Genomic DNA, 20234 nt, shown 5'->3' with positions numbered 1-20234 from the left:
GTAGAAGGAACACGTCTGATGCTTGTGTTGGTTGTCGCAATTGCGGTTTTCGTGGCCTGGAGCTGGTTGAGTTACCCCGCCGTCGGCCACTGGCTGTATGACCTGAGCATGGCCCTGGAGGCCAAGCTGTATCGGCTGCACAAGATTGTCGTGCCGATCAGCGAAATGACCGTCTCAACCTGGCAGGGCGGACCGTATGAAGCCTCCAGCGCCATATTGATGCTGCACGGCTACAGCGCCGACAAGAACCTCTGGCTGCGCTTTGCCCGGCACTTTGTCGGCGACTACCGGGTGATCATCCCCGACCTCGCCGGCCATGGCGAAACCGGGTTCAAGGCTGGCGGCGGCTACGACATCGGCGTGCAGGCCAAACGGATGATCCAGTTGCTCGACGTCTGCGGGGTCGAGAAAGTGCATGTGATCGGCAACTCCATGGGCGGCTACATTGCGGCGTGGCTGGCGGCCACTTACCCCGAGCGCATCGCCTCGGTGGCGCTGATCGATCCGGCGGGCGTCACCGCCCCGGAAGTCAGCGACCTGGAGCGCCAACTGGCCAAGGGGCACAACCCGTTTTTGATTCACTCCAGAGAAGAGTTCCAGCACTTCTACGCCATGACCATGGCCAACCCGCCATGGGTGCCGGGGGTGGTGCTGGACGCCGTGGCCCAGCGCTATGAACAAAGCCGCGACGAACTGGCGGAAATCTTCCAGGACTTCCGCGCCAGCCCGCCGATGGAAGCAAAACTCCCCGACATCAAATGCCCGGCGCTGTTGTTGTGGGGGCGCAAGGATCGGCTGATCGATGTCAGCAGCGTGGCGGTGTGGAGCAAGGGCATTGCCAATTTGCGCGTGGACATTTGGGAAGGCATTGGGCATATGCCGATGGTTGAACAACCGACCCGGGCGGCGCGGTTGTATCGGGAGTTTCTGGGGCAGAAAAACTAATGAGTACTCCTGCGCCTGGCTGGAAAGGCATTGATGGATCAGCGCGATGAACATTCTGTACGACGAACTTATCGACGGCCCGTTGCCCGACGTCGACAAAGCCGCCCTGCTCAATCTGCTGCACCAGCAAATCCCCGACCTGGATATGCTCTGGCGCGAAGAAGAACTCAAACCCTACGAATGCGACGGGCTCTCGGCCTATCGCACCACGCCGATGCTGGTGGCCCTGCCCCGGCGATTGGAGCAGGTACAAAAACTTCTGGAAATCTGCCACGCCCAACAGGTGCCGGTGGTGGCGCGCGGGGCCGGCACCGGATTATCTGGCGGCGCCTTGCCTCTGGACAAAGGCGTGCTGCTGGTGATGGCGCGCTTCAACAACATCCTGCACATCGACCCCGCCGCCCGCACCGCGCGGGTCCAGCCGGGGGTGCGCAATCTGGCGATCTCACAAGCGGCGGCGCCGTTTGGTTTGTATTACGCGCCGGACCCGTCCTCGCAAATCGCCTGTTCCATCGGCGGCAACGTCGCGGAAAACGCCGGTGGCGTGCATTGCCTCAAGTACGGCCTGACCGTGCACAACCTGCTGAAACTGGAAGTGCTCACCGTCGAAGGCGAACGCCTGACCCTGGGCTCTGAAGCGTTGGATTCCCCGGGTTTCGACCTGCTCGCACTGTTCACCGGCTCCGAAGGTTTGCTGGGGATCATCACCGAAGTCACGGTCAAACTGCTGCCCAAACCGCAAGTCGCTAAAGTCCTGCTCGCCAGTTTCGACGCCGTGGAAAAGGCCGGCCGCGCCGTGGCCGACATCATCGCGGCCGGGATCATCCCCGGAGGCCTGGAAATGATGGACAACCTGGCCATCCGCGCCGCCGAAGACTTTATCCACGCCGGTTACCCGGTGGACGCCGAAGCCATCCTGTTGTGCGAACTGGACGGCGTCGAAGCCGATGTCCATGACGATTGCCTGCGCGTACGCGAGGTCATGCAGCAGGCCGGCGCCACTGAAGTGCGCCAGGCCCGGGACGAAGCCGAACGCGTACGTTTCTGGGCCGGGCGCAAAAATGCCTTCCCGGCCATCGGTCGATTGTCGCCGGATTACTACTGCATGGACGGCACCATCCCCCGCCGCGAATTGCCCGGCGTCCTGGAAGGCATCGCCCGCCTCGCCGCCGAGCACGGTTTGCGGGTCGCCAATGTGTTCCATGCCGGCGACGGCAACATGCATCCGCTGATCCTGTTTGACGCCAACCAGCCCGGCGAACTGACCCGGGCCGAAGCGTTGGGCGGGCAAATCCTCGAACTGTGCGTGAAGGTGGGCGGCAGCATCACCGGCGAACACGGCGTGGGCCGAGAGAAAATCAATCAGATGTGCGCGCAGTTCAACAGCGACGAGTTGACCCTGTTTCACGCGGTCAAAGCCGCGTTCGACCCCCAAGGCCTGCTCAACCCCGGCAAGAACATCCCGACCCTGCACCGCTGCGCCGAATTCGGCGCGATGCACATCCACGCCGGGCAATTGCCGTTTCCCGAGCTGGAGCGTTTCTGATGCTGGCATTCGATGCCAGCGAAACGTTGCTGGCGCAGGTCAATCAGGCCCGGGAAAACGCTACGCCGCTGCGGATTCAGGGCAGCAACAGCAAGGCCTTTCTGGGCCGCGAGGTCGCCGGGGAACTGCTCGACACCCGGGCCCATCGCGGCATCGTCAGTTATGACCCGACAGAATTGGTGATCAGCGTTCGCGCCGGTACGCCGCTGAGCGAACTGCTGGCCACCCTCGACGCCGCCGGGCAAATGCTGCCCTGCGAGCCGCCGGCATTTGGCGAAGGCGCCACGGTGGGCGGGATGATCGCGGCCGGGCTGTCCGGGCCACGGCGTCCGTGGTCGGGTTCGGTGCGGGATTTCGTCCTCGGTACACGGGTGATTACCGGTCTCGGCAAACACCTGCGGTTCGGCGGCGAAGTGATGAAAAACGTCGCCGGTTATGACCTTTCGCGGCTGTTGGCGGGCAGCTACGGTTGCCTCGGGGTGCTGACCGAAGTCTCGCTCAAAGTGCTGCCCAAGCCCCGCCGATGCTTGAGCATCAGCCTGGAACTCGACAGCGCCCAGGCCCTGAGCAAACTCGCCGAATGGGGCCAGCAACCGTTGCCGATCAGCGCAGCGAGTCATGATGGTCAGCGTTTGTTTCTGCGGCTGGAGGGTGGTGAGGGCTCGGTGACGGCGGCCCATCAGCGACTGGGCGGCGAACCGTTGGACTCGTGTTACTGGACTGATCTGAACGAACAACGGCTGGGGTTTTTCGATGAAGGCTTGCCGTTGTGGCGACTGTCGCTGCCCAACCACCTCGGGCCGTTATCGCTGCCCGGCGAGCAACTGATCGACTGGGCCGGGGCGCAACGCTGGTTGAAATCCGACGCCCAGGATATTCAGTCAAAAGTCCATGAACTGGGCGGTCACGCCACCTGTTTCAGCCACGGCGCCACGCAAACCCCGTTCCAGCCACTGGCCCCGGCGCTATTGCGTTACCACCGGCAACTCAAGGCGCAACTGGACCCGCAAGGGCTGTTCAACCCGGGCCGGATGTACGCGGAGCTCTAGCATGCAAACCACCCTCAGCGAGCAAGCGCGGAAACTGCCACGGGCCGAGGAAGCGGAAAAAATTCTCCGTACCTGCGTGCATTGCGGGTTTTGTAACGCCACCTGCCCGACCTATCAACTGCTGGGCGATGAACTGGACGGCCCGCGCGGGCGCATTTATCTGATCAAACAAGTGCTCGAGGGCGCGCCAGCCACCGCAAAAACCCAACTGCACCTGGACCGCTGCCTGTCGTGCCGCAACTGCGAAACCACCTGCCCGTCCGGGGTCGATTATCACAACCTGCTGGACATCGGCCGCGCGGTGGTCGATCAAGCGGTGCCGCGCCCGGCCGCCCAGCGTTTGTTGCGCAAGGGGTTGCGGGCATTGGCGCCTAATCCGGGGTTGTTCAAATCCCTGCTGCGGATCGGTGCCACGTTCCGACCGTTGCTGCCGCGCCATGTTGAAGCGAAGTTGCCCCATGACCTGCCCGCCAGCGGCGTGCGCCCTGCCCCCCGGCATGCCCGGCGAGTATTGCTGCTGGAAGGTTGCGTGCAACCCGTTTTGTCGCCCAACACCAATGCGGCGACGGCGCGGGTGCTGGATCGGCTCGGAATCAGCGTGATTGCGGCGCCGGAGGCCGGGTGCTGCGGCGCGCTGGATTATCACCTCGACGCCCAAGCCAAAGGCCTGGATCGCGCCCGGCACAACATCGACGTGTGGTGGCCGCACCTGGAAAACGGCGCCGAAGCCATCGTCCAGACCGCCAGCGGTTGCGGCGCGTTCATCAAGGATTACGGGCATTTGCTGGAGGGCGACCCGACCTACGCGGCGAAGGCTGCGCGGGTCAGTGCGCTGGCGCTGGACCTGGTGCAAGTGCTGGCCGACGAACCCTTGGAGCGGGTCTGCGCCGCGACGGATCAGCGCATCGCTTTCCACTGCCCCTGCACCTTGCAGCACGCTTTGAAGCTCGGCGGTGCAGTGGAAGCCGTGTTGACCCGGCTCGGTTTCAACCTCACCGCCGTGCCGGACAGTCATTTATGTTGTGGTTCAGCCGGAACTTACTCGTTGACCCAGCCGGAACTGGCCCGGCAACTGCGCGACAACAAGCTCAACGCCCTGGAAAGCGGCCGCCCCGAATTGATCGTCACCGCCAACATCGGCTGCCAGAGCCACCTCGCCAGCGCCGGGCGAACGCCGGTCAGACACTGGATCGAATGGGTGGACCAGTCGCTGGGAGAATGAAGTCCGTAGGAATCTTCGTTTGTCGTCGCCGCTGAAGGCTGCGATCTTTCCTTCCATCCTCTCTGTCACCGCGCCAGGAATTTTTTTCATGAACCACCCCAGCTTCGTTAGCCCCGACCTGATCCGCCAACGCTTCTCCAAAGCGATGTCCGACATGTACCGCGAAGAAGTGCCGCTGTACGGCGCGCTGATGGAACTGGTGGAGCAAACCAACCGCCACGTGCTGGCCAGCGATCCGCAGATCGCCCGCCAACTTGAAAGCACCGGCGAAATCCAGCGCCTGGACCTGGAACGCCACGGCGCAATCCGCGTTGGCACGGCTGCTGAGTTGGCCACCCTCGCCCGGTTATTCGCGGTGATGGGCATGCAACCGGTGGGCTACTACGACCTGACTCCGGCCGGTGTGCCGGTGCATTCCACGGCATTTCGCGCGGTGCATGAAGCGGCGTTGCAAGTCAGTCCGTTCCGGGTGTTCACTTCGCTGCTGCGCCTGGAGTTGATCGAAGACCTGGAACTGCGCGCCTTCGCTCAATCGGTGCTGGATAAACGCCAGATTTTCACCCCCGAGGCGCTGGCGCTGATCGAACAAGCCGAAGCCAACGGCGGGCTAACGGAAAAGCAAGCCTGGGAATTTGTCGAACAGGCTCTGGAAACCTTCCGCTGGCACCACAGCGCCACCGTCACCGCCGCGCAATACCAGCAACTCAGCGCCCAGCATCGACTGATCGCCGACGTGGTGGCGTTCAAAGGCCCGCACATCAATCACCTGACTCCGCGCACCCTGGACATCGACATCGTCCAGGCGCAAATGCCGGCCCACGGCATCACCCCCAAAGCCGTGATCGAAGGCCCGCCGCGCCGCCAGTGCCCCATCCTGCTGCGCCAGACCAGTTTCAAAGCGCTGGATGAGCCGATTGCCTTCACCGATCAAGACCAGACACGCGGCAGCCACAGCGCCCGTTTCGGTGAAATCGAACAGCGCGGCGCGGCACTCACCCCCAAGGGCCGGGCACTTTACGACCGTTTGCTGAATGCGGCGCGGGATGAATTGAAGGACTTCCCCAACGAAGCCAACGCGTCACGCTATAACGAGTTGATGACGCAGCACTTTGGCGAATTCCCTGACACGCTTGAAGGCATGCGCCGACAGGAACTGGCGTACTTTCGCTACTTTGTTACGGAAAAAGGCCTGGCCGCGGATGAACTGGCCGGGAGGCCGCTTGAGGATTTGCTCAGCGAGGGCTATGTGCGGGTTGAGCCGCTGGTGTACGAAGACTTTTTGCCGGTGAGTGCGGCGGGGATTTTCCAGTCGAACCTGGGGGATGCGGCGCAAACGCACTATGGCGTGCATTCGAATCAGCAGGCGTTTGAACAGGCGTTGGGACGTTCAACCATTGATGAGTTGGGACTGTATGCCGAGACGCAACAGCGCTCGATTGATGAGTGTTTTTCATCGCTCAAGCGGTGATGCATTAAAAGATCGCAGCCTGCGGCAGCTCCTACAGAGTATGCATCCCCATGTAGGAGCTGCCGCAGGCTGCGATCTTTTGATCTTAATTTTTCAAGGCCGCCAACAATGCTTCGGCCGTGGCCTCGGACGACGCCGGATTCTGCCCGCTTAGCAACAACCCATCAGTCGTCACATAGCTCGACCAATCAGCGCCCTTCGAATAAATCCCGCCATTGGCCTTCAACATATCCTCGACCAGAAACGGCACCACATCGGTCAGTTGCACCGCTTCTTCTTCCGTGTTGCTGAACCCGGTCACACGCTTGCCTTTGACCAACGGCTGGCCGTCCGCGTCCTTGACGTGACGCAACACACCCGGCGCGTGGCAGACGGTCGCAACCGGTTTGCCGGCCTTGTAAAACGCCTCGATCAACGTGATCGAATGCTGGTCTTCAGCCAAATCCCACAACGGGCCATGGCCGCCCGGATAGAACACGGCATCAAAATCTTCAGCCTTGACGCTGCTCAGCAGCACCGTGGAAGACAGCGCCGATTGCGCCGCCGAGTCCTTGCGAAAACGTTCGGTGGCCGCGGTTTGCGCGTCCGGCTCGTCGCTTTTCGGGTCCAGCGGTGGCTGGCCGCCCTTGGGCGAAGCCAGGGTCAACTGGGCGCCCGCATCTTTGAACGTGTAATACGGCGCGGCGAATTCTTCCAGCCAGAAGCCGGTTTTCTTACCGGTGTTTCCCAATTGATCGTGGGACGTTAGAACCATCAGGACTTTCATGTCGTTCTCACTTGATGTCAGGAATAGTCGGCCGCTCGGCGGCGCTTGGGTACAGAGACATTGACCACCCGGTTACGTGGTTCGTTTCACTGAGTGGCCGGATCATACGGAAGCCTTTCAAATTTAGATATTGATATATCGCAATATCATGATACTTCTATAAAGGCGTTCACAGCGCACCCTGCTCAGCCCCCCGCTGACGGCGCACGAACGCACTCATTCCGCTTTACAGGACTTACCGATGACTGGCTCCACCCTCTTTACCCCCATTCGCCTCGGCCCGTTCACCCTGCAAAACCGCCTGGTGCTGCCGCCGCTGACCCGCTCGCGCAGCACCCAACCGGGCAACATTCCCAACGCCCTGATGGCGGAGTATTACCGTCAGCGCAGCAGCGCCGGTTTGCTGATCACCGAGGGCATTCAGATCGAGCCACGGGGCCAGGGTTACGCCTGGACGCCGGGGATTCACAGCCAGCAACAGATCGACGGCTGGAAACAGGTAACGGCGGCTGTACACCTTGAAGGCAAACCGATTTTTGCCCAGTTGTGGCACGTCGGCCGGGTCTCCCACACCTCGCTGCAGCCCGGTGGCGCAGCGCCCGTCGCCCCTTCAGCGATCCCGGCCACCGCCGTGAGCGTGTTTATCGAAACCGGCCCGGGCACCGGCGCGCTGGCCGAACCGTCGATGCCACAGGCCTTAAGCACCGAACAGGTGAAAGAACTCGTTCAACTGTATGCCCAAGCGGCGCGTAACGCCGTGGAGGCGGGATTCGACGGCGTCGAGCTGCATTGCGCCAATGGCTATCTGGTCAATCAGTTCATCTCCGAACACAGCAACCAGCGCACTGACGAATACGGCGGCTCACTGAGCAATCGCCTGCGGTTTCTGCGGGAGATCACCGAAGCCGTGGCGGCCGTGGTCGGCAAGGACCGGGTCGGCGTGCGGTTTGCGCCGCTGTTCGCCAGCACCGATGAAGCGCGGGTCTACCTCGGATTGGTGGAAGAGAATCCGCATGAAACCTACCTGGAAGCCGTCAGATTGATGGAGCGCATCGGCATTGCCTACGTGTCCCTGGCCGAAGCCGACTGGGACAACGCCCCGGAACTGCCGGTCACCTTCCGCGAAGCCGTGCGCGAGGCGTTCAGCGGCTTACTGATGTACGCCGGCAAGTATTCCGGCGAACGCGCAGACAAAGTGCTGAACGCCAACTGGGGTGATTTGATCGGTTTCGGCCGCTGGTTCATCGCCAACCCGGACCTGCCGGCGCGCCTGCTGAATCAATGGCCGCTCAATGAACTCGACGCGTCCAGCCTGTACGGTGGAACCGCCGCCGGTTACAGCGATTACCCGCGCTACCGGCCGAGCCTGTAAACTGCGCGGCAGATCGGCCCTGGACTTCAGGTGCCGATCTGCCGGCCCCAGGGTTTCGGCTTATTTCGACGCAGCAAACAGGCCCCCAGGCTCGACCATGACCCTTGATCTGAACGACATCATCAAAGCCCTTTCCAACCCCACACGCCTGCAAATCATGCTGTGGCTGAAGGACCCGCGCGTACATTTCCCGACCCAGGAACGCGACCCGGAAGAAATCGGCGTGTGCGTCAGCATCATTCAGGAAAAGGTCGGCCTGTCGCAGTCCACCGTGTCGCTGTACCTCACCGCATTGCAACGAGCCAGCCTGGTGACCTCGCAGCGGATCGGGCCTTGGACCTATTACCGGCGCAACGAAACCACCATCACACACTTCGTCCAGCAGATTGGCGCAAGCCTTTAATAGTGGCGCATGGCCTTGATGCGCAAGAAGTTGCGCACTTATCTCACTGAACCCTCCTCCTGTATCGCTAAGCGCCAGGCCCGCCGGGGCCTCCAGCCAAGTGCGCAAGAAGTTGCGCAGTGGTGTGCAAGAAGTTGCGCACTTTGTCGGGTGGTTTCGCTTCAGATCCGTTCACGCCATTGCGAAAACCGTCGCAGCGCCCCGGTTTATATAGCCCTCAACTTTTCTGGCACGGACCTTGATAACAGTCAGGCACCCACCGGGCGATACCGCCTCCCGGGCACCCTAAATTTTTAGCAAGGAGCACATCCATGGCTACACCAGCGTACATGTCCGTCACTGGCGAAAAACAAGGTCTGATCACTGCCGGCGCATTCACCGCCGACTCGGTTGGCAACACCTACCAGGAAGGTCACGAAGACCAGGTCATGGTTCAGGCGTTCAGCCACGACGTGATCATCCCGCGTGATCCGCAGTCCGGCCAACCGACCGGCCAGCGCGTACACAAGCCAGTGGTGATCACCAAGGTCTACGACAAGGCTTCGCCACTGCTGCAAGCCGCTTTGACTTCCGGCGAGCGCATGAGCGAAATCGTTATCCAGTGGTACCGCACTTCGGCCCAAGGGACCCAAGAGCACTACTACACCACCAAACTGGAAGACGCGATCATCGTCGCCATCAACAACAAAATGCACAACTGCCAGGACCCGTCGAACTCCCACTTCACGCACCTGGAAGAAGTGCAGTTCACCTACCGCAAAATCACCTGGACCCACGAAGTATCCGGTACTTCGGGTTCCGATGACTGGCGTCAACCAGTCGCTTAATCGCGGCTGACCGCTTCACGCATCGGCCAGCTCTGCTGGTCGATGTTGTTTACGCCCTTTCAGAATTTTGCGTCTGCTGATTCCTGATCCAGGTCTTGGCGAACGCTGCTGCACAGCACGAGGAACAAGGGATGTTCGCGCCGGCCAATCAGACTCACTTTGCCCTGACTATCGAAGGTCTGGATAACGATCTCCAGGTGCTTGCCCTGCAAGGTCGGGAAGCCATCAGCCAGCCTTTTGTGTTTGAGGTGGAACTGGTCAGTGAACAGCCGTCCCTGGACCTCGAAACCCTGCTGCACAAACCGGCCTTTTTGCAGCTCTCGCCTGACGGCAGCGGCATCCATGGCCAGATCTATCGTGCCGCCCAGGGTGATTCCGGCAAACGCCTGACCCGCTACGCGGTGACCCTGCGTCCGCAGCTGTCCTACCTGGCGCACCGCATCAACCAACGCATCTTCCAGAACCTCAGCGTGCCGAAAATCGTCGGCATGGTCCTCGAAGAGCACGGCATCCAAAGTAATGCCTACGAATTCAAAGTCGGGGCGATTTATCCCGAGCGCATCTACTGCGTTCAGTACGATGAATCGGACCTGCAGTTCATCCAGCGCCTGTGCGAGGAAGAAGGTATTCACTACCACTTCGAACACAGCGCCACGGCCCACAAACTGGTGTTCGGCGATGACCAGACGGTCTTCCCGAAACTCGCGCCAGTGGCCTACCAGCAAGACTCCGGCATGGTCGCCAACAACCCGGTGATCAAGCGCTTCGACCTGCGTTTGGAAACCCGCACCAGCCGCACCACCCGCCGCGACTACGACTTCGAAAAACCGCGCCTGACCCTCGAAGCGGAAAACCGTGGCGGTGCCCTGCCCGATCTCGAAGACTACGACTACCCCGGTCGCTTCATCGACCGCGAGCGCGGCAAGCACCTGGCCAAACGCGCCCTCGAACGTCACCGCAGCGACTTCCAGCTCGCCGAAGGCCGCAGCGATCAGCCGATCCTGGTCAGCGGCCACTTCCTGGCCCTGACCGAGCACCCGAAAGCCAAGTGGAACGACCTGTGGCTGCTGACCGAAATCCTCCACGAAGGCAAGCAGCCGCAAGTCCTTGAGGAGTCGGTCACCAGCAACACCACCGCGCTGAAAGACGACTTTCACCAAGGCTATCGCAACCGTTTCCAGGCCACCCCATGGGACGTGCCGAACCGTCCGCCGCTCAATCACCCCAAACCGCGAATCCTCGGCAGCCAGAGCGCCGTCGTCACCGGCCCCAAAGGTGAAGAGATCCACTGCGACCAGTACGGTCGCGTCAAAGTGCAATTTCACTGGGATCGCGAAGGCCAGGCCGACGACAAAACCAGTTGCTGGCTACGCGTCTCCTCCGCCTGGGCCGGCGCCCACTACGGCGGCATCGCCATCCCACGGATCGGCATGGAAGTGCTGGTCACGTTCCTTGAAGGCGACCCGGACCAACCGCTGATCAGCGGCTGCCTGTACCACAAGGAAAACGTCGTCCCCTACGACCTGCCGGCGAACAAGACCCGCAGCACCTTCAAGACTTTGAGTTCCCCAGGTGGCGGCGGTTACAACGAACTGCGCATCGAAGACAAAAAGGGCCAGGAACAAATCTTCCTGCACGCCCAGCGCGACTGGGACGAAAACGTCGAGCACGACCAGAAGATCCGCGTCGGCCACGAACGCCACGACACCGTCGAGCAAAACAGCTACAGCGAATTCAAAGCCGAAGAACACCACACCATCTACGCCGATCGTAAAGTCGAAACCCGCGCCAACGACCACCTCACCGTGGGTGTGAACCAGCACATCAAAATCGGCACCGGGCAATTCATCGAAGCCGGCCAGGAAATTCACCTGAGCAGTGGCATGAAAGTCGTGCTCGAGGCCGGCAGCGAACTGACCCTCAAGGGTGGTGGCAGCTTCATCAAGATCGACGGCAGCGGCGTGACGCTGAGCGGGCCGGTGATCAACATGAACTCCGGCGGCAGTCCTGGCAACGGCACGGGCGCGGCGCCGTTGATGCCGGGGGTGTTGAAACAGGCGGATGCGGATAAGGCTGGCGCCGTGCTGACACCGGCGCAGATCAATACGTTGAAACGTAATGCGCCGTTCTGTGAAGAGTGTGAGAAATGCAAGGCAGGTGCTTGTGCGATCTGATCTTTTGACTCCGCAGGCGTGGCTGGCTGAGCGACCGTTGCAGGTGGGTGAGCGGTTGTATTTGATCGTTAGTGCGGCCAGTGATGCCGAACCACTCAAAGCCTTCTACCAGCAAGACATGGCACCAGAACTGATTCCAATCTGGAGCGGCACGCCTTACGCCGATTGGCAGCCCGTCATGCCCTACCTCGCCGAGCTGAAACCCAACACCGGTTTTCTTCAATGGATTGCCGAAACCGATGCTCAGGACTGGGGTTGGCTGGCGGTATCCACCAGTCCCCCGCACGTGGTGTTTGAACACCTTCGCAGCTTGACTCAGGTGTTCATGCCCGACAGGACCGAGGTGTTTTTCCGGTTCTGGGATGGGCGGCACATCTTTCCGATTCTTGAAGGGCTAGGTGCAGGAGTTGGAGAGGTTTTACCAGTGTTCGACCGCTACCTGATCAATGGCCAGAAACTGGACGTGGGACCGAGGGGAGTGCCACCGGCCAAGGCTTGGCCGTGGTGGGACGTGCCCCAGACGTTAGTCGACACCCTGGCAGAGAAAGACCACACCACCGTCGTCGACAACTTGATGCAGTGGTTGGGAGAGGATTGCCCGGACCTGTTCTTCGCCTTCCCCGAAAGAAACCTGCGTCACAAGGTCGAGCGCTTCGTGCGCCAACAATCCAATACAGAAGATATGGCAGAGCGTCTTGCTGCTGAGCTGACAAAGGAAGTCACGTCATGATTGATCCCATCGGTAATTTGGTTATTCGAGTCCTCGACGCCAAGACCCCAGACGTGAATGTCATTCTCAAGGACTTCAATAATTGCCTAACCGAATACAAGACCTGGGCCGACGGTTTCTGGACTGGCTGGGCCATGGATGTCGATCAGAAATTCAAGGTGGGCAACGAAGTCAGCGTCACTGAGCGCAAGACCAAGACAGGGCCGGTTGAAACCTTTGCCACCTGTCCTCTGATGGGTGATTTCACCCTGATCCATATGTTTGAGAGCGCTCGGTACGTGCCCATCGGCAATACACCGGTGAAGCTTGAGCCCGTCAAAAAAGCGATGTTCGGCGGATACGACGTGGTCGGTCCGGTGATTCCTGCGACTATCGGCCCAAGCGGTATTGAAGTTATCAAGGGCTGCAAACCGGGTCAGATGTACCGCATCACTTTTTTCCCTAATGTTTCTGAAAGCAACGTCAAAGCGCTGTACGACTCATACCAGGGTGTCATCGGCAATCTTGACGGCTGGTTGAAAAGCGAATGGTCGAGTAAGTTCCAGCCGCAGTGGGCGAGCTACTCGGCGACTGACCGGGCGGGTCGCTCGCTCATATTGGTGCAGTCTGCACTCGATAGTCTTGAGAAAGCGCTTCTGGGTCTGTGGGATGACATCAAAAGCCTGTTCGAACTATTAGCCGACCCCTTTAAAAATGTGAAAAAACTTCTTCAGTACCTGAGTGAAGAAGAAATCGAGAAACTCTATTCAGCATCGAAAGAAGCGATTGCCACCGGACTGCTGATTCTCAGCGACGAACCGCTGATGTTCATCTACCTCTCAGCCATTATTGCGTGGGTTGGCATGCTGCCGCCGCAAGTCTGTGTGGAAGTAATTACGGCCATCGGTGCTTCCTTTCTGATCAACGTGGTGCTCGGGATTTGCCTATCTGGCGGTCTCGGGCTGGCGATTCGTGTTGGCACAAAAACCTTGGCCAAGGTCCAATCTGGCACAGCGGTAAAAATGCTGGAGGAACTCGCGGAAAAACTCTTGGCCGCGAGTAAGGGACACGCCTTGAAGGCTCACGGCGAAACCGTGAAACCGCTGTTGGCCAGTGCGCAAGGCGTACCGATCAATGCCGCCAAAAAGGCTGCGTTGAAAATCGAGCAAGCCACTGCTGCAAGCGCAAAAGGTCCTTTGCCGATCACCAGCGACACCCCAACGCTGCTGGAAAAAAACGCCTCGGCATTTGCTCGAAAAAAAGCAGAGAAACAATTCGTCCTGGAACCAAAGGAAAAGGTCAGCGATGCGCCGGCCCAGTCAAAAACGCCCGACGAAAAAAGCTCAACCTGCGCCAAGAAAACCTGCACCAACAATTGCCCGGTTTCCATGGTTACCGGTGAAGAGCTACTGACGCTGACCGATGGTCAGCTCGACGGACTGCTACCTTTCGAGTGGACTCGCCTTTACCGCACCAGCGCTGCGGAAATTGATTGCGGCCTCGGTTACGGCTGGAGCCATGCACTTGCCCAGCGGGTAGACATCAAAGATGAAGAGGTGGTCTGGAGCGACCACGAAAACCGTATCACCACGTTCCCGTTACCGAGTGTGCAGCGTCCGGCGATCACCAACAGCCTGTCGGAAGCAGCGATTTTCCTGGGTGATGATCCCTCAGAACTGATCCTCACCCAAGCCGGAGAACGTGCCCAGTTCTACCACTTTCGTTACAACAGCAAGGGCGCCACGCTGATCGCCATCAGCGACAACTACGGCAATCGCCTGCACATCACCCGTGACATTCATGGGCGAATCAAACGTGTCGATAACGGCGTAGGTCGGGCCCTCCTTGTACGTTACGACCGCAAGCACATCGTCGCCATCGACTACCAGCAGTTCATCCCGGCCGACAATCTGGAAGATACCTGGAGCACCATCCAGACACTCGTCACCTACAGCTACGACACCCAGCACCGCTTGATCGAAGCTAAAAATGCCGCCGGCGAAGCCGAGCGTTATGCCTACAACGACCAGAACGTCATTCTTGAGCGGCAACTCGCCGGTGGCGCCAGTTTCTACTGGGAATGGGAAAAAGAAGGTAAATCGGCGCGCTGCATCCATCACTGGGCAAGCTTCTCGCAAATGGACGCGCATTACGCCTGGGATGACAAAGGCAGCGTCACGGTTACCAATGCTGACGGCAGCGAAGAGGTCTACACCCACGACGATAAGGCACGACTGGTCGCCAAGGTTGATCCGGACGGTGCGGAGCACCTCAAGGCCTACGACGACAAGGGCCGCCTGATCGCCGAGAAAGACCCACTCGGCGCCGTCACCGAATACCAATACAACGATGCTGGCCGACTGATCGCGGTCATACCGCCAGAAGACACCCCGACCTCCTACGAGTATTACCACGGCTACGTTCGCGTGGTGAATCGTGGCCCGGCGAAGTGGATATATTGGCGCAACGTCCAAGGCGACATCACCGAACAAATCGATCCGGATGGTAATTCGACCCACTACAGCTATGACCGCCAGGGCCGTCTTCTAGAAATTCGTCATCCGGATGGCAGTCGCCATCAACTGGGCTGGAACAATCTCGGTCAACTGCTCGAAGAACAGCTGCCCGATGGGGGCCAGCGCAAGTACCGCTACGACGCGTTGGGCCGGCAGATCACCCGTCAGGACGAAAGCGGCGCGATCACCCAATACCAATGGGATGCTGCCAACCGGCTCGCGCAAATCACCCTGCCCGGTGGCGCTACGCGCGCGTTCACTTACAACCCATACGGCCGCGTCACCGCCGAGCGTGATGAATTGGGCCGCGTCACCCGCTACGAATATGCCGATAACCTGCACCTGGTCACCCGCCGTATTAACCCGGATGGCAGCCAACTGCGCTATCGCTATGACAATGCACGTCTGCTGCTTAGCGAGATCGAAAACGAACGTGGCGAGCACTACCACCTCGATTACTACCCGAACGGCCTCATCCAGCAGGAAACCGGCTTCGACGGTCGTCGTACCGCGTATGAATACGACCTTAACGGTCAACTGCTCAAGAAAACCGAATTCGGCGATGACGGCAGTGAGCTAATCACCGAGTACCAACGCGACGCCGCTGGCCGCTTGCTGGTGAAAACCCTGGCTGACGGCGAGGAAATTCACTACAGCTACGACGCCCTGGGGCGCTTGGTGAACGTCGATGACGGAAACTGGCCGCTGGCCTACGAGTACGACCTGCAAGACCGTCTGATCACGGAACATCAGGGTTGGGGCACTCTGCGTTACGAGTACGACACGCTCGGCCAGTTGAGCCATTGCCGCCTGCCCGACGGCAGTAAACTCGACTATCGTCACCAGACGGGCGGCCGCCTTAGCAGCATCGACCTCAACGGCTCGCGTCTGACCACGCACCAGTTCAGCGCTGGCCGCGAACAGCAACGCCAGCAAGGTCTGCTGCTCAGTCAATACCAATACGACGAACAAGGCCGCCTGCAAGCTCACAGCGTGAGCCAGCAGGATCGCAACCTGTTTCAGCGTCGCTACGCTTACGATGCGAACGGCAACCTCGCCGGCATCGATGACAGCCGCAAAGGCAATCGCAGTTACCACTACGACCCGCTCGACCGTTTGATCAACGTTCGCGGCACCACCCCGGAAACCTTTGCCCACGACCCGGCGGGCAACCTTCTCGGCCAAGGTGACCAACCCTCTGCGAACCTGGCCAATGTCAAAGGCAACCGTCTGTTGATGCAGGGCGATCGCCATTACGACTACGACGCCTACGGGAATTTGAGCCGCGAGCGCCGGGGCACCGGCCAGAAACTCGTCACCGAATACCGTTACGACTGCCAGCATCGATTGGTCGGCGTTAGCCTTCCTGGCGGCAGCATCGCAAGCTACAAGTACGACGCCTTCGGCCGCCGTATCGCCAAAACCGTTGACGGTCAAACCACAGAGTTCATGTGGCAAGGCGAACGCCTCATCGCCGAAAGCGCCAACAACCGTTATCGCAGCTACATCTACGAGCCGGGCTCCTTCCGGCCCTTGGCGATGCTCGATGGCGAAGGCCCGCTCAAAGCCGAGCCGTTCTACTACCAACTCGACCACCTCGGTACCCCACAAGAACTCACCGATTACAGCGGCGAAATCATGTGGTCGGCGAAATACCGCGCGTATGGCAACCTCGCCACCCTCGACGTTGCGGAAATCGACAACCCGCTGCGCTTCCAGGGTCAGTACTTCGATGCGGAAACGGGCTTACATTACAACCGGCATCGCTACTACAATCCGGGCACTGGACGGTATCTGACGCCAGATCCGATCAAGCTTGCAGGCGGGTTGAACAACTACCAGTACGTGCCTAACCCTACGGGGTGGGTGGATCCGTTGGGGTTGGATAACTGTCCGGGAGCGGATGGGTGTAAGCCTCCATCAAGACTTGAGTCTCCTGAAACTGACGCTAAGGTAAATGAAGGTGCACCGGATGCCCCGGAGCCTGAAAGCGGTAAGAATCCAAAGTTCTTTAAAAAAGAGACAACATGGAAAGCCCGAGGCAAAGGAACTGGTAATGAATATAAGGTCTTCCAGCAAGACATTGACTGGGACATGGAAGTAGGAGGAAAGTCAAATTATCAACGAGCTAAGGAAGGCGGGTCTCCGTTTGTGATGAAAGACGGTGTGCCGGAGCAATTGCAACTTCACCACTCTAGACAAAATGGTAAAGGCCCCCTCTTCGAACTGAGCCGAAAGACTCACCTTCAGACGAAGAAAGACAAGGGAGGCAAAGCAATTCACCCTTATGGAAGAAATAAAAACCCTGACGCACCCGTAGACAGAGAGCTATTTGACAAAGAGGTTCCTCAATATTGGAGGGATCGTGCAACCGAGGTAAAAAAATGATACCCCAAGACTTAGTTAGCCTGATAGAAAGGCAGCCAGACAGCATACATAGAACCGACAAGGACTTGGCTATAAGCGCCCTTGAAAAACTAGGAGTCTCTCCAGACAGCGAGTTCGGTAGTATTTATATAAATTACCTACCTGCTAATTTTAAGAGCTCTGTATCTGATGAGTACATTTGTGACGTATCCGAGCCTACAGAGCAGATCTTGATGGGTACCGAGTTCATTCACGACATGTGGGAGCTACCAGAAAATTACATAGGCTTCACATCCTTGCAAGGTGAGGGAGGTTACTTGCTGGACAAAAATAGTGGTGGCGTTTGGGACTTCGACTTAGCTCAGCAAGAAGACTTCGTATCTGGCCTGATTCCTCCAAAATGGAGTGGATTTTTTGAGTTTATCAGGTGGTACCTTTCGCCAGCAGAATAAAGAAAATAGGACAGGTGTATTTTATATACACTCACGAAAATAACCCCGTTCTCTTTTTGCTTGCTGAATGGGAATGCATCTAGACAAGGTTCGGAAATTGCCCCGCCGAAACGATAGGCTCCCATAAACTTGCACGCTCCCACCGTCTCCAAGAAAATGGGGAGCAGATTTATTAATCTGAGCGGGAGCCGTATATGAAATTCGACTGAAATTCGTTCGAGATTGATCCAGCATCCTCAGTTGATTGCCATACGATTTCCCAAGTACAAAAACTACTTGGAGTAGCTTTCCCAAATTCATTTTTGGATCTAGTCAAATACTCTGATGAAGCCATACCGGAAATATCTTCATTTTCATATGGCGAAAAAGGGACTTGTATAAGCGAATTCTTTTCGTTCTCGCCTGATGTGACTCCGTATACCATCTCATGGTACTTAGGGGCAGGAAAACCTCCTGGGCGTCCTCAAGAAATGGTCCCTGTAGCAAGAGAGGCAGGTGGCTACTTGGTTTGCCTGAATTTCAAAACGTCCTCCATTGCTGTTGAGATTTTTGATCCGAGTTCAGGTGAAGCCTTCTTTGTTGCCTCAAACGTTGATGAGTTTGTATGTTCATGGAGTGATTAGAGAGCGGCGTTAGGGATGGTCTGAAGTAGTCATGTGTTCTGGCTGACTTCGACCACCGCCGATTTTGAAAGTGGCGAGTCGATCCAAAACGCTGAGATCACTCACACTCATTCTTTTGATGCCGATCAAAAGCTGATCCCCGGTTGGTCAGTTTTCAATCAGACTGCCAACACCGCCTCATCGGTGTCAGCCTCCCCAGCGGCAGTGTTGCAAGCTACAAGTACGACGCCTTCGGCCGCCGTATCGCCAAAACCGTTGACGGTCAAACCACAGAGTTCATGTGGCAAGGCGAACGCCTCATCGCCGAAAGCGCCAACAACCGTTATCGCAGCTACATCTACGAGCCGGGCTCCTTCCGGCCCTTGGCGATGCTCGATGGCGAAGGCCCGCTCAAAGCCGAGCCGTTCTACTACCAACTCGACCACCTCGGTACCCCACAAGAACTCACCGATTACAGCGGCGAAATCATGTGGTCGGCGAAATACCGCGCGTATGGCAACCTCGCCACTCTCGACGTTGCGGAAATCGACAACCCGCTGCGCTTCCAGGGTCAGTACTTCGATGCGGAAACGGGCTTACATTACAACCGGCATCGCTACTACAATCCTGGCACTGGACGGTATCTGACGCCGGATCCGATCAAGCTTGCAGGCGGGTTGAACAACTACCAGTACGTGCCTAACCCTACAGGATGGGTTGATCCACTAGGGCTGAGTTGCGAACCTTGCGACGGTCCCGACGAGAAACAATCAAACCAGTCTAGGGAAACAAAATACGAGAATCTTCCTCGCCTCCCAAGCACTCCAGAGGAAGGATATCTGTACCGCGGCGTTCATAAGGGGCATCCTGCGGAAAGTGACGCATTTTCCGGAAAGGTAACTCCCGGAAAGATTGATGGCGTAGTAAATCCAGATGATCACAATTATGGAGGACACTCAGGAGACAGCCCCTATACTTCATGGACAAGATCACCTGACATCGCTAGGCAGTTTGCGAAAGAGGATGGCCTTATTCTGAGAGTAAAAATTGGTGCCCCAAAGGAAGGGGATAAGTGGTCATGGCAGTATTCCGAAGACCGTTGGGGAGAGCAAGAAGTCCTCATGAAAGGTGCTCGCAATGGAGATATCGAGGTATTTAAACCATGAATATATTAGATTTTTTAAAGCAGAATTTCCATCTCACAGACAACGGGATGAAATCTGCCCAGCTGATTAAAAAATCAACTGAAGAAAATTTCACTTACAAAAACGATTACATTATAAAAAAATCTAGCAATGCGTACAAAGAAGAACTCACCATTCAAAAAGAAATTGCAAACAGTACGTCATCATCAATGCCTGGACTTGAAGAGCTGATAAGCGCACTTTCATGCATGGCACCTGACGCAATCATATCTATGCGGTTCATTGACGGCCCCAACTGGGACGGTGGTATTTTTTATGACGAAAAAAACACACTTACTGGCGTAATAATTGGAAAAAAGAAAAATAGGGATTGGAAAACACCTCCAAACTGGGACGGCTCAGAAGAAATGTTAAAAACATACAACACCAAATGAGTACACGGGTCAATGAGTCTGGGTGTCGGTACCGCGTCTGTGATGCGACCGTGATTTTCTTTCTTCTGAGTGTGATGGCGCGAGCGACGCATGGCTCGCGTCCGCCGTAAATATTCAAGCAACTCCTGAATGATGAAAGTGATGAATTCTCGCTCACGTATGGTGACGAAAAAAAATCACTCTCTGGTGATTTGCAGAGTTTATTCTTAGCAGAAGAAGAGACGGCATAAAATATCT

The 20234-nt window shown here is 57.9% G+C and carries 16 protein-coding genes; 15 read left to right on the top strand and 1 reads right to left on the bottom strand.

The window, feature by feature from the left end; translation table 11 throughout:
• Positions 1 to 18: 18 nt before the first annotated feature.
• The 5 genes from V5E99_RS05025 to hglS all read left to right on the top strand — a co-directional run bounded on the left by V5E99_RS05025 (position 19) and on the right by hglS (position 6230).
• The gene (locus tag V5E99_RS05025; protein ID WP_499801421.1) at positions 19 to 945 is read left to right on the top strand and encodes an alpha/beta fold hydrolase; all 927 of its coding nucleotides are present in this window, start codon (positions 19 to 21) and stop codon (positions 943 to 945) included.
• 46 nt (positions 946 to 991) lie between these two features.
• Positions 992 to 2491, top strand: coding sequence for a glycolate oxidase subunit GlcD (gene glcD, locus V5E99_RS05020; protein WP_499801420.1), 1500 nt, complete (start codon positions 992 to 994; stop codon positions 2489 to 2491).
• Positions 2491 to 3540, top strand: a complete 1050-nt coding sequence (gene glcE / locus V5E99_RS05015; protein ID WP_499801419.1) for a glycolate oxidase subunit GlcE — start codon at positions 2491 to 2493, stop codon at positions 3538 to 3540. The genes glcD and glcE overlap by 1 nt, the downstream gene beginning before the upstream one ends.
• 1 nt (position 3541) lies before the next feature.
• Positions 3542 to 4762 carry a glycolate oxidase subunit GlcF gene (glcF, locus tag V5E99_RS05010; protein ID WP_499801418.1) on the top strand — a complete coding sequence of 407 codons (1221 nt, stop codon included), beginning with the start codon at positions 3542 to 3544 and terminating at the stop codon, positions 4760 to 4762.
• A gap of 88 nt (positions 4763 to 4850) precedes the next feature.
• A complete protein-coding gene (hglS, locus tag V5E99_RS05005) occupies positions 4851 to 6230 on the top strand; it encodes a 2-oxoadipate dioxygenase/decarboxylase HglS (RefSeq protein ID WP_499801417.1) in 1380 nt (459 codons plus the stop codon).
• Between the two features lie 85 nt (positions 6231 to 6315).
• On the opposite strand, the gene V5E99_RS05000 is transcribed toward hglS, so the two are convergent.
• Positions 6316 to 6996: a type 1 glutamine amidotransferase domain-containing protein gene (locus V5E99_RS05000; protein ID WP_499801416.1), complete on the bottom strand. Its 681-nt coding sequence runs from the start codon at positions 6994 to 6996 to the stop codon at positions 6316 to 6318.
• 241 nt (positions 6997 to 7237) lie between these two features.
• Between V5E99_RS05000 and V5E99_RS04995 the strand changes: the two genes are divergently transcribed.
• The 10 genes from V5E99_RS04995 to V5E99_RS04950 all read left to right on the top strand — a co-directional run bounded on the left by V5E99_RS04995 (position 7238) and on the right by V5E99_RS04950 (position 19997).
• A complete protein-coding gene (locus V5E99_RS04995) occupies positions 7238 to 8368 on the top strand; it encodes an alkene reductase (protein ID WP_499801415.1) in 1131 nt (376 codons plus the stop codon).
• 97 nt (positions 8369 to 8465) lie between these two features.
• Entirely contained in the window at positions 8466 to 8771 is a 306-nt protein-coding gene (locus V5E99_RS04990) for an ArsR/SmtB family transcription factor (protein ID WP_499801414.1), read from the top strand.
• Positions 8772 to 9082: 311 nt separating this feature from the next.
• A complete protein-coding gene (locus V5E99_RS04985; RefSeq protein WP_054051032.1) occupies positions 9083 to 9598 on the top strand; it encodes an Hcp family type VI secretion system effector in 516 nt (171 codons plus the stop codon).
• Positions 9599 to 9729: 131 nt separating this feature from the next.
• Positions 9730 to 11772: a type VI secretion system Vgr family protein gene (locus V5E99_RS04980; protein ID WP_499801413.1), complete on the top strand. Its 2043-nt coding sequence runs from the start codon at positions 9730 to 9732 to the stop codon at positions 11770 to 11772.
• Complete coding sequence (locus V5E99_RS04975) at positions 11762 to 12502, top strand: DUF4123 domain-containing protein (RefSeq protein WP_499801412.1); 741 nt, start codon at positions 11762 to 11764, stop codon at positions 12500 to 12502. Before V5E99_RS04980 ends, V5E99_RS04975 begins: the two co-directional genes overlap by 11 nt.
• Positions 12499 to 17385 (top strand): RHS repeat-associated core domain-containing protein, encoded by a 4887-nt coding sequence (locus V5E99_RS04970; RefSeq protein WP_499801411.1) that lies wholly within the window; start codon positions 12499 to 12501, stop codon positions 17383 to 17385. Before V5E99_RS04975 ends, V5E99_RS04970 begins: the two co-directional genes overlap by 4 nt.
• Positions 17382 to 17816, top strand: coding sequence for a hypothetical protein (locus tag V5E99_RS04965; RefSeq protein WP_499801410.1), 435 nt, complete (start codon positions 17382 to 17384; stop codon positions 17814 to 17816). The genes V5E99_RS04970 and V5E99_RS04965 overlap by 4 nt, the downstream gene beginning before the upstream one ends.
• A 221-nt stretch (positions 17817 to 18037) precedes the next feature.
• Positions 18038 to 18439: an SMI1/KNR4 family protein gene (locus V5E99_RS04960; protein ID WP_499801504.1), complete on the top strand. Its 402-nt coding sequence runs from the start codon at positions 18038 to 18040 to the stop codon at positions 18437 to 18439.
• A gap of 143 nt (positions 18440 to 18582) precedes the next feature.
• Positions 18583 to 19584 (top strand): RHS repeat domain-containing protein, encoded by a 1002-nt coding sequence (locus tag V5E99_RS04955; protein ID WP_499801409.1) that lies wholly within the window; start codon positions 18583 to 18585, stop codon positions 19582 to 19584.
• Entirely contained in the window at positions 19581 to 19997 is a 417-nt protein-coding gene (locus V5E99_RS04950; protein ID WP_499801408.1) for a hypothetical protein, read from the top strand. Before V5E99_RS04955 ends, V5E99_RS04950 begins: the two co-directional genes overlap by 4 nt.
• Positions 19998 to 20234: the final 237 nt, after the last annotated feature.

The sequence above is a fragment of the Janthinobacterium sp. LPB2021202312-11-4 genome (genome assembly GCF_037049705.1).
Taxonomy (GTDB): Bacteria; Pseudomonadota; Gammaproteobacteria; order Pseudomonadales; family Pseudomonadaceae; genus Aquipseudomonas.
The sequence above is the reverse complement of the archived record's forward strand: the minus strand, read 5'-3'. Positions and strand labels throughout refer to the sequence as shown.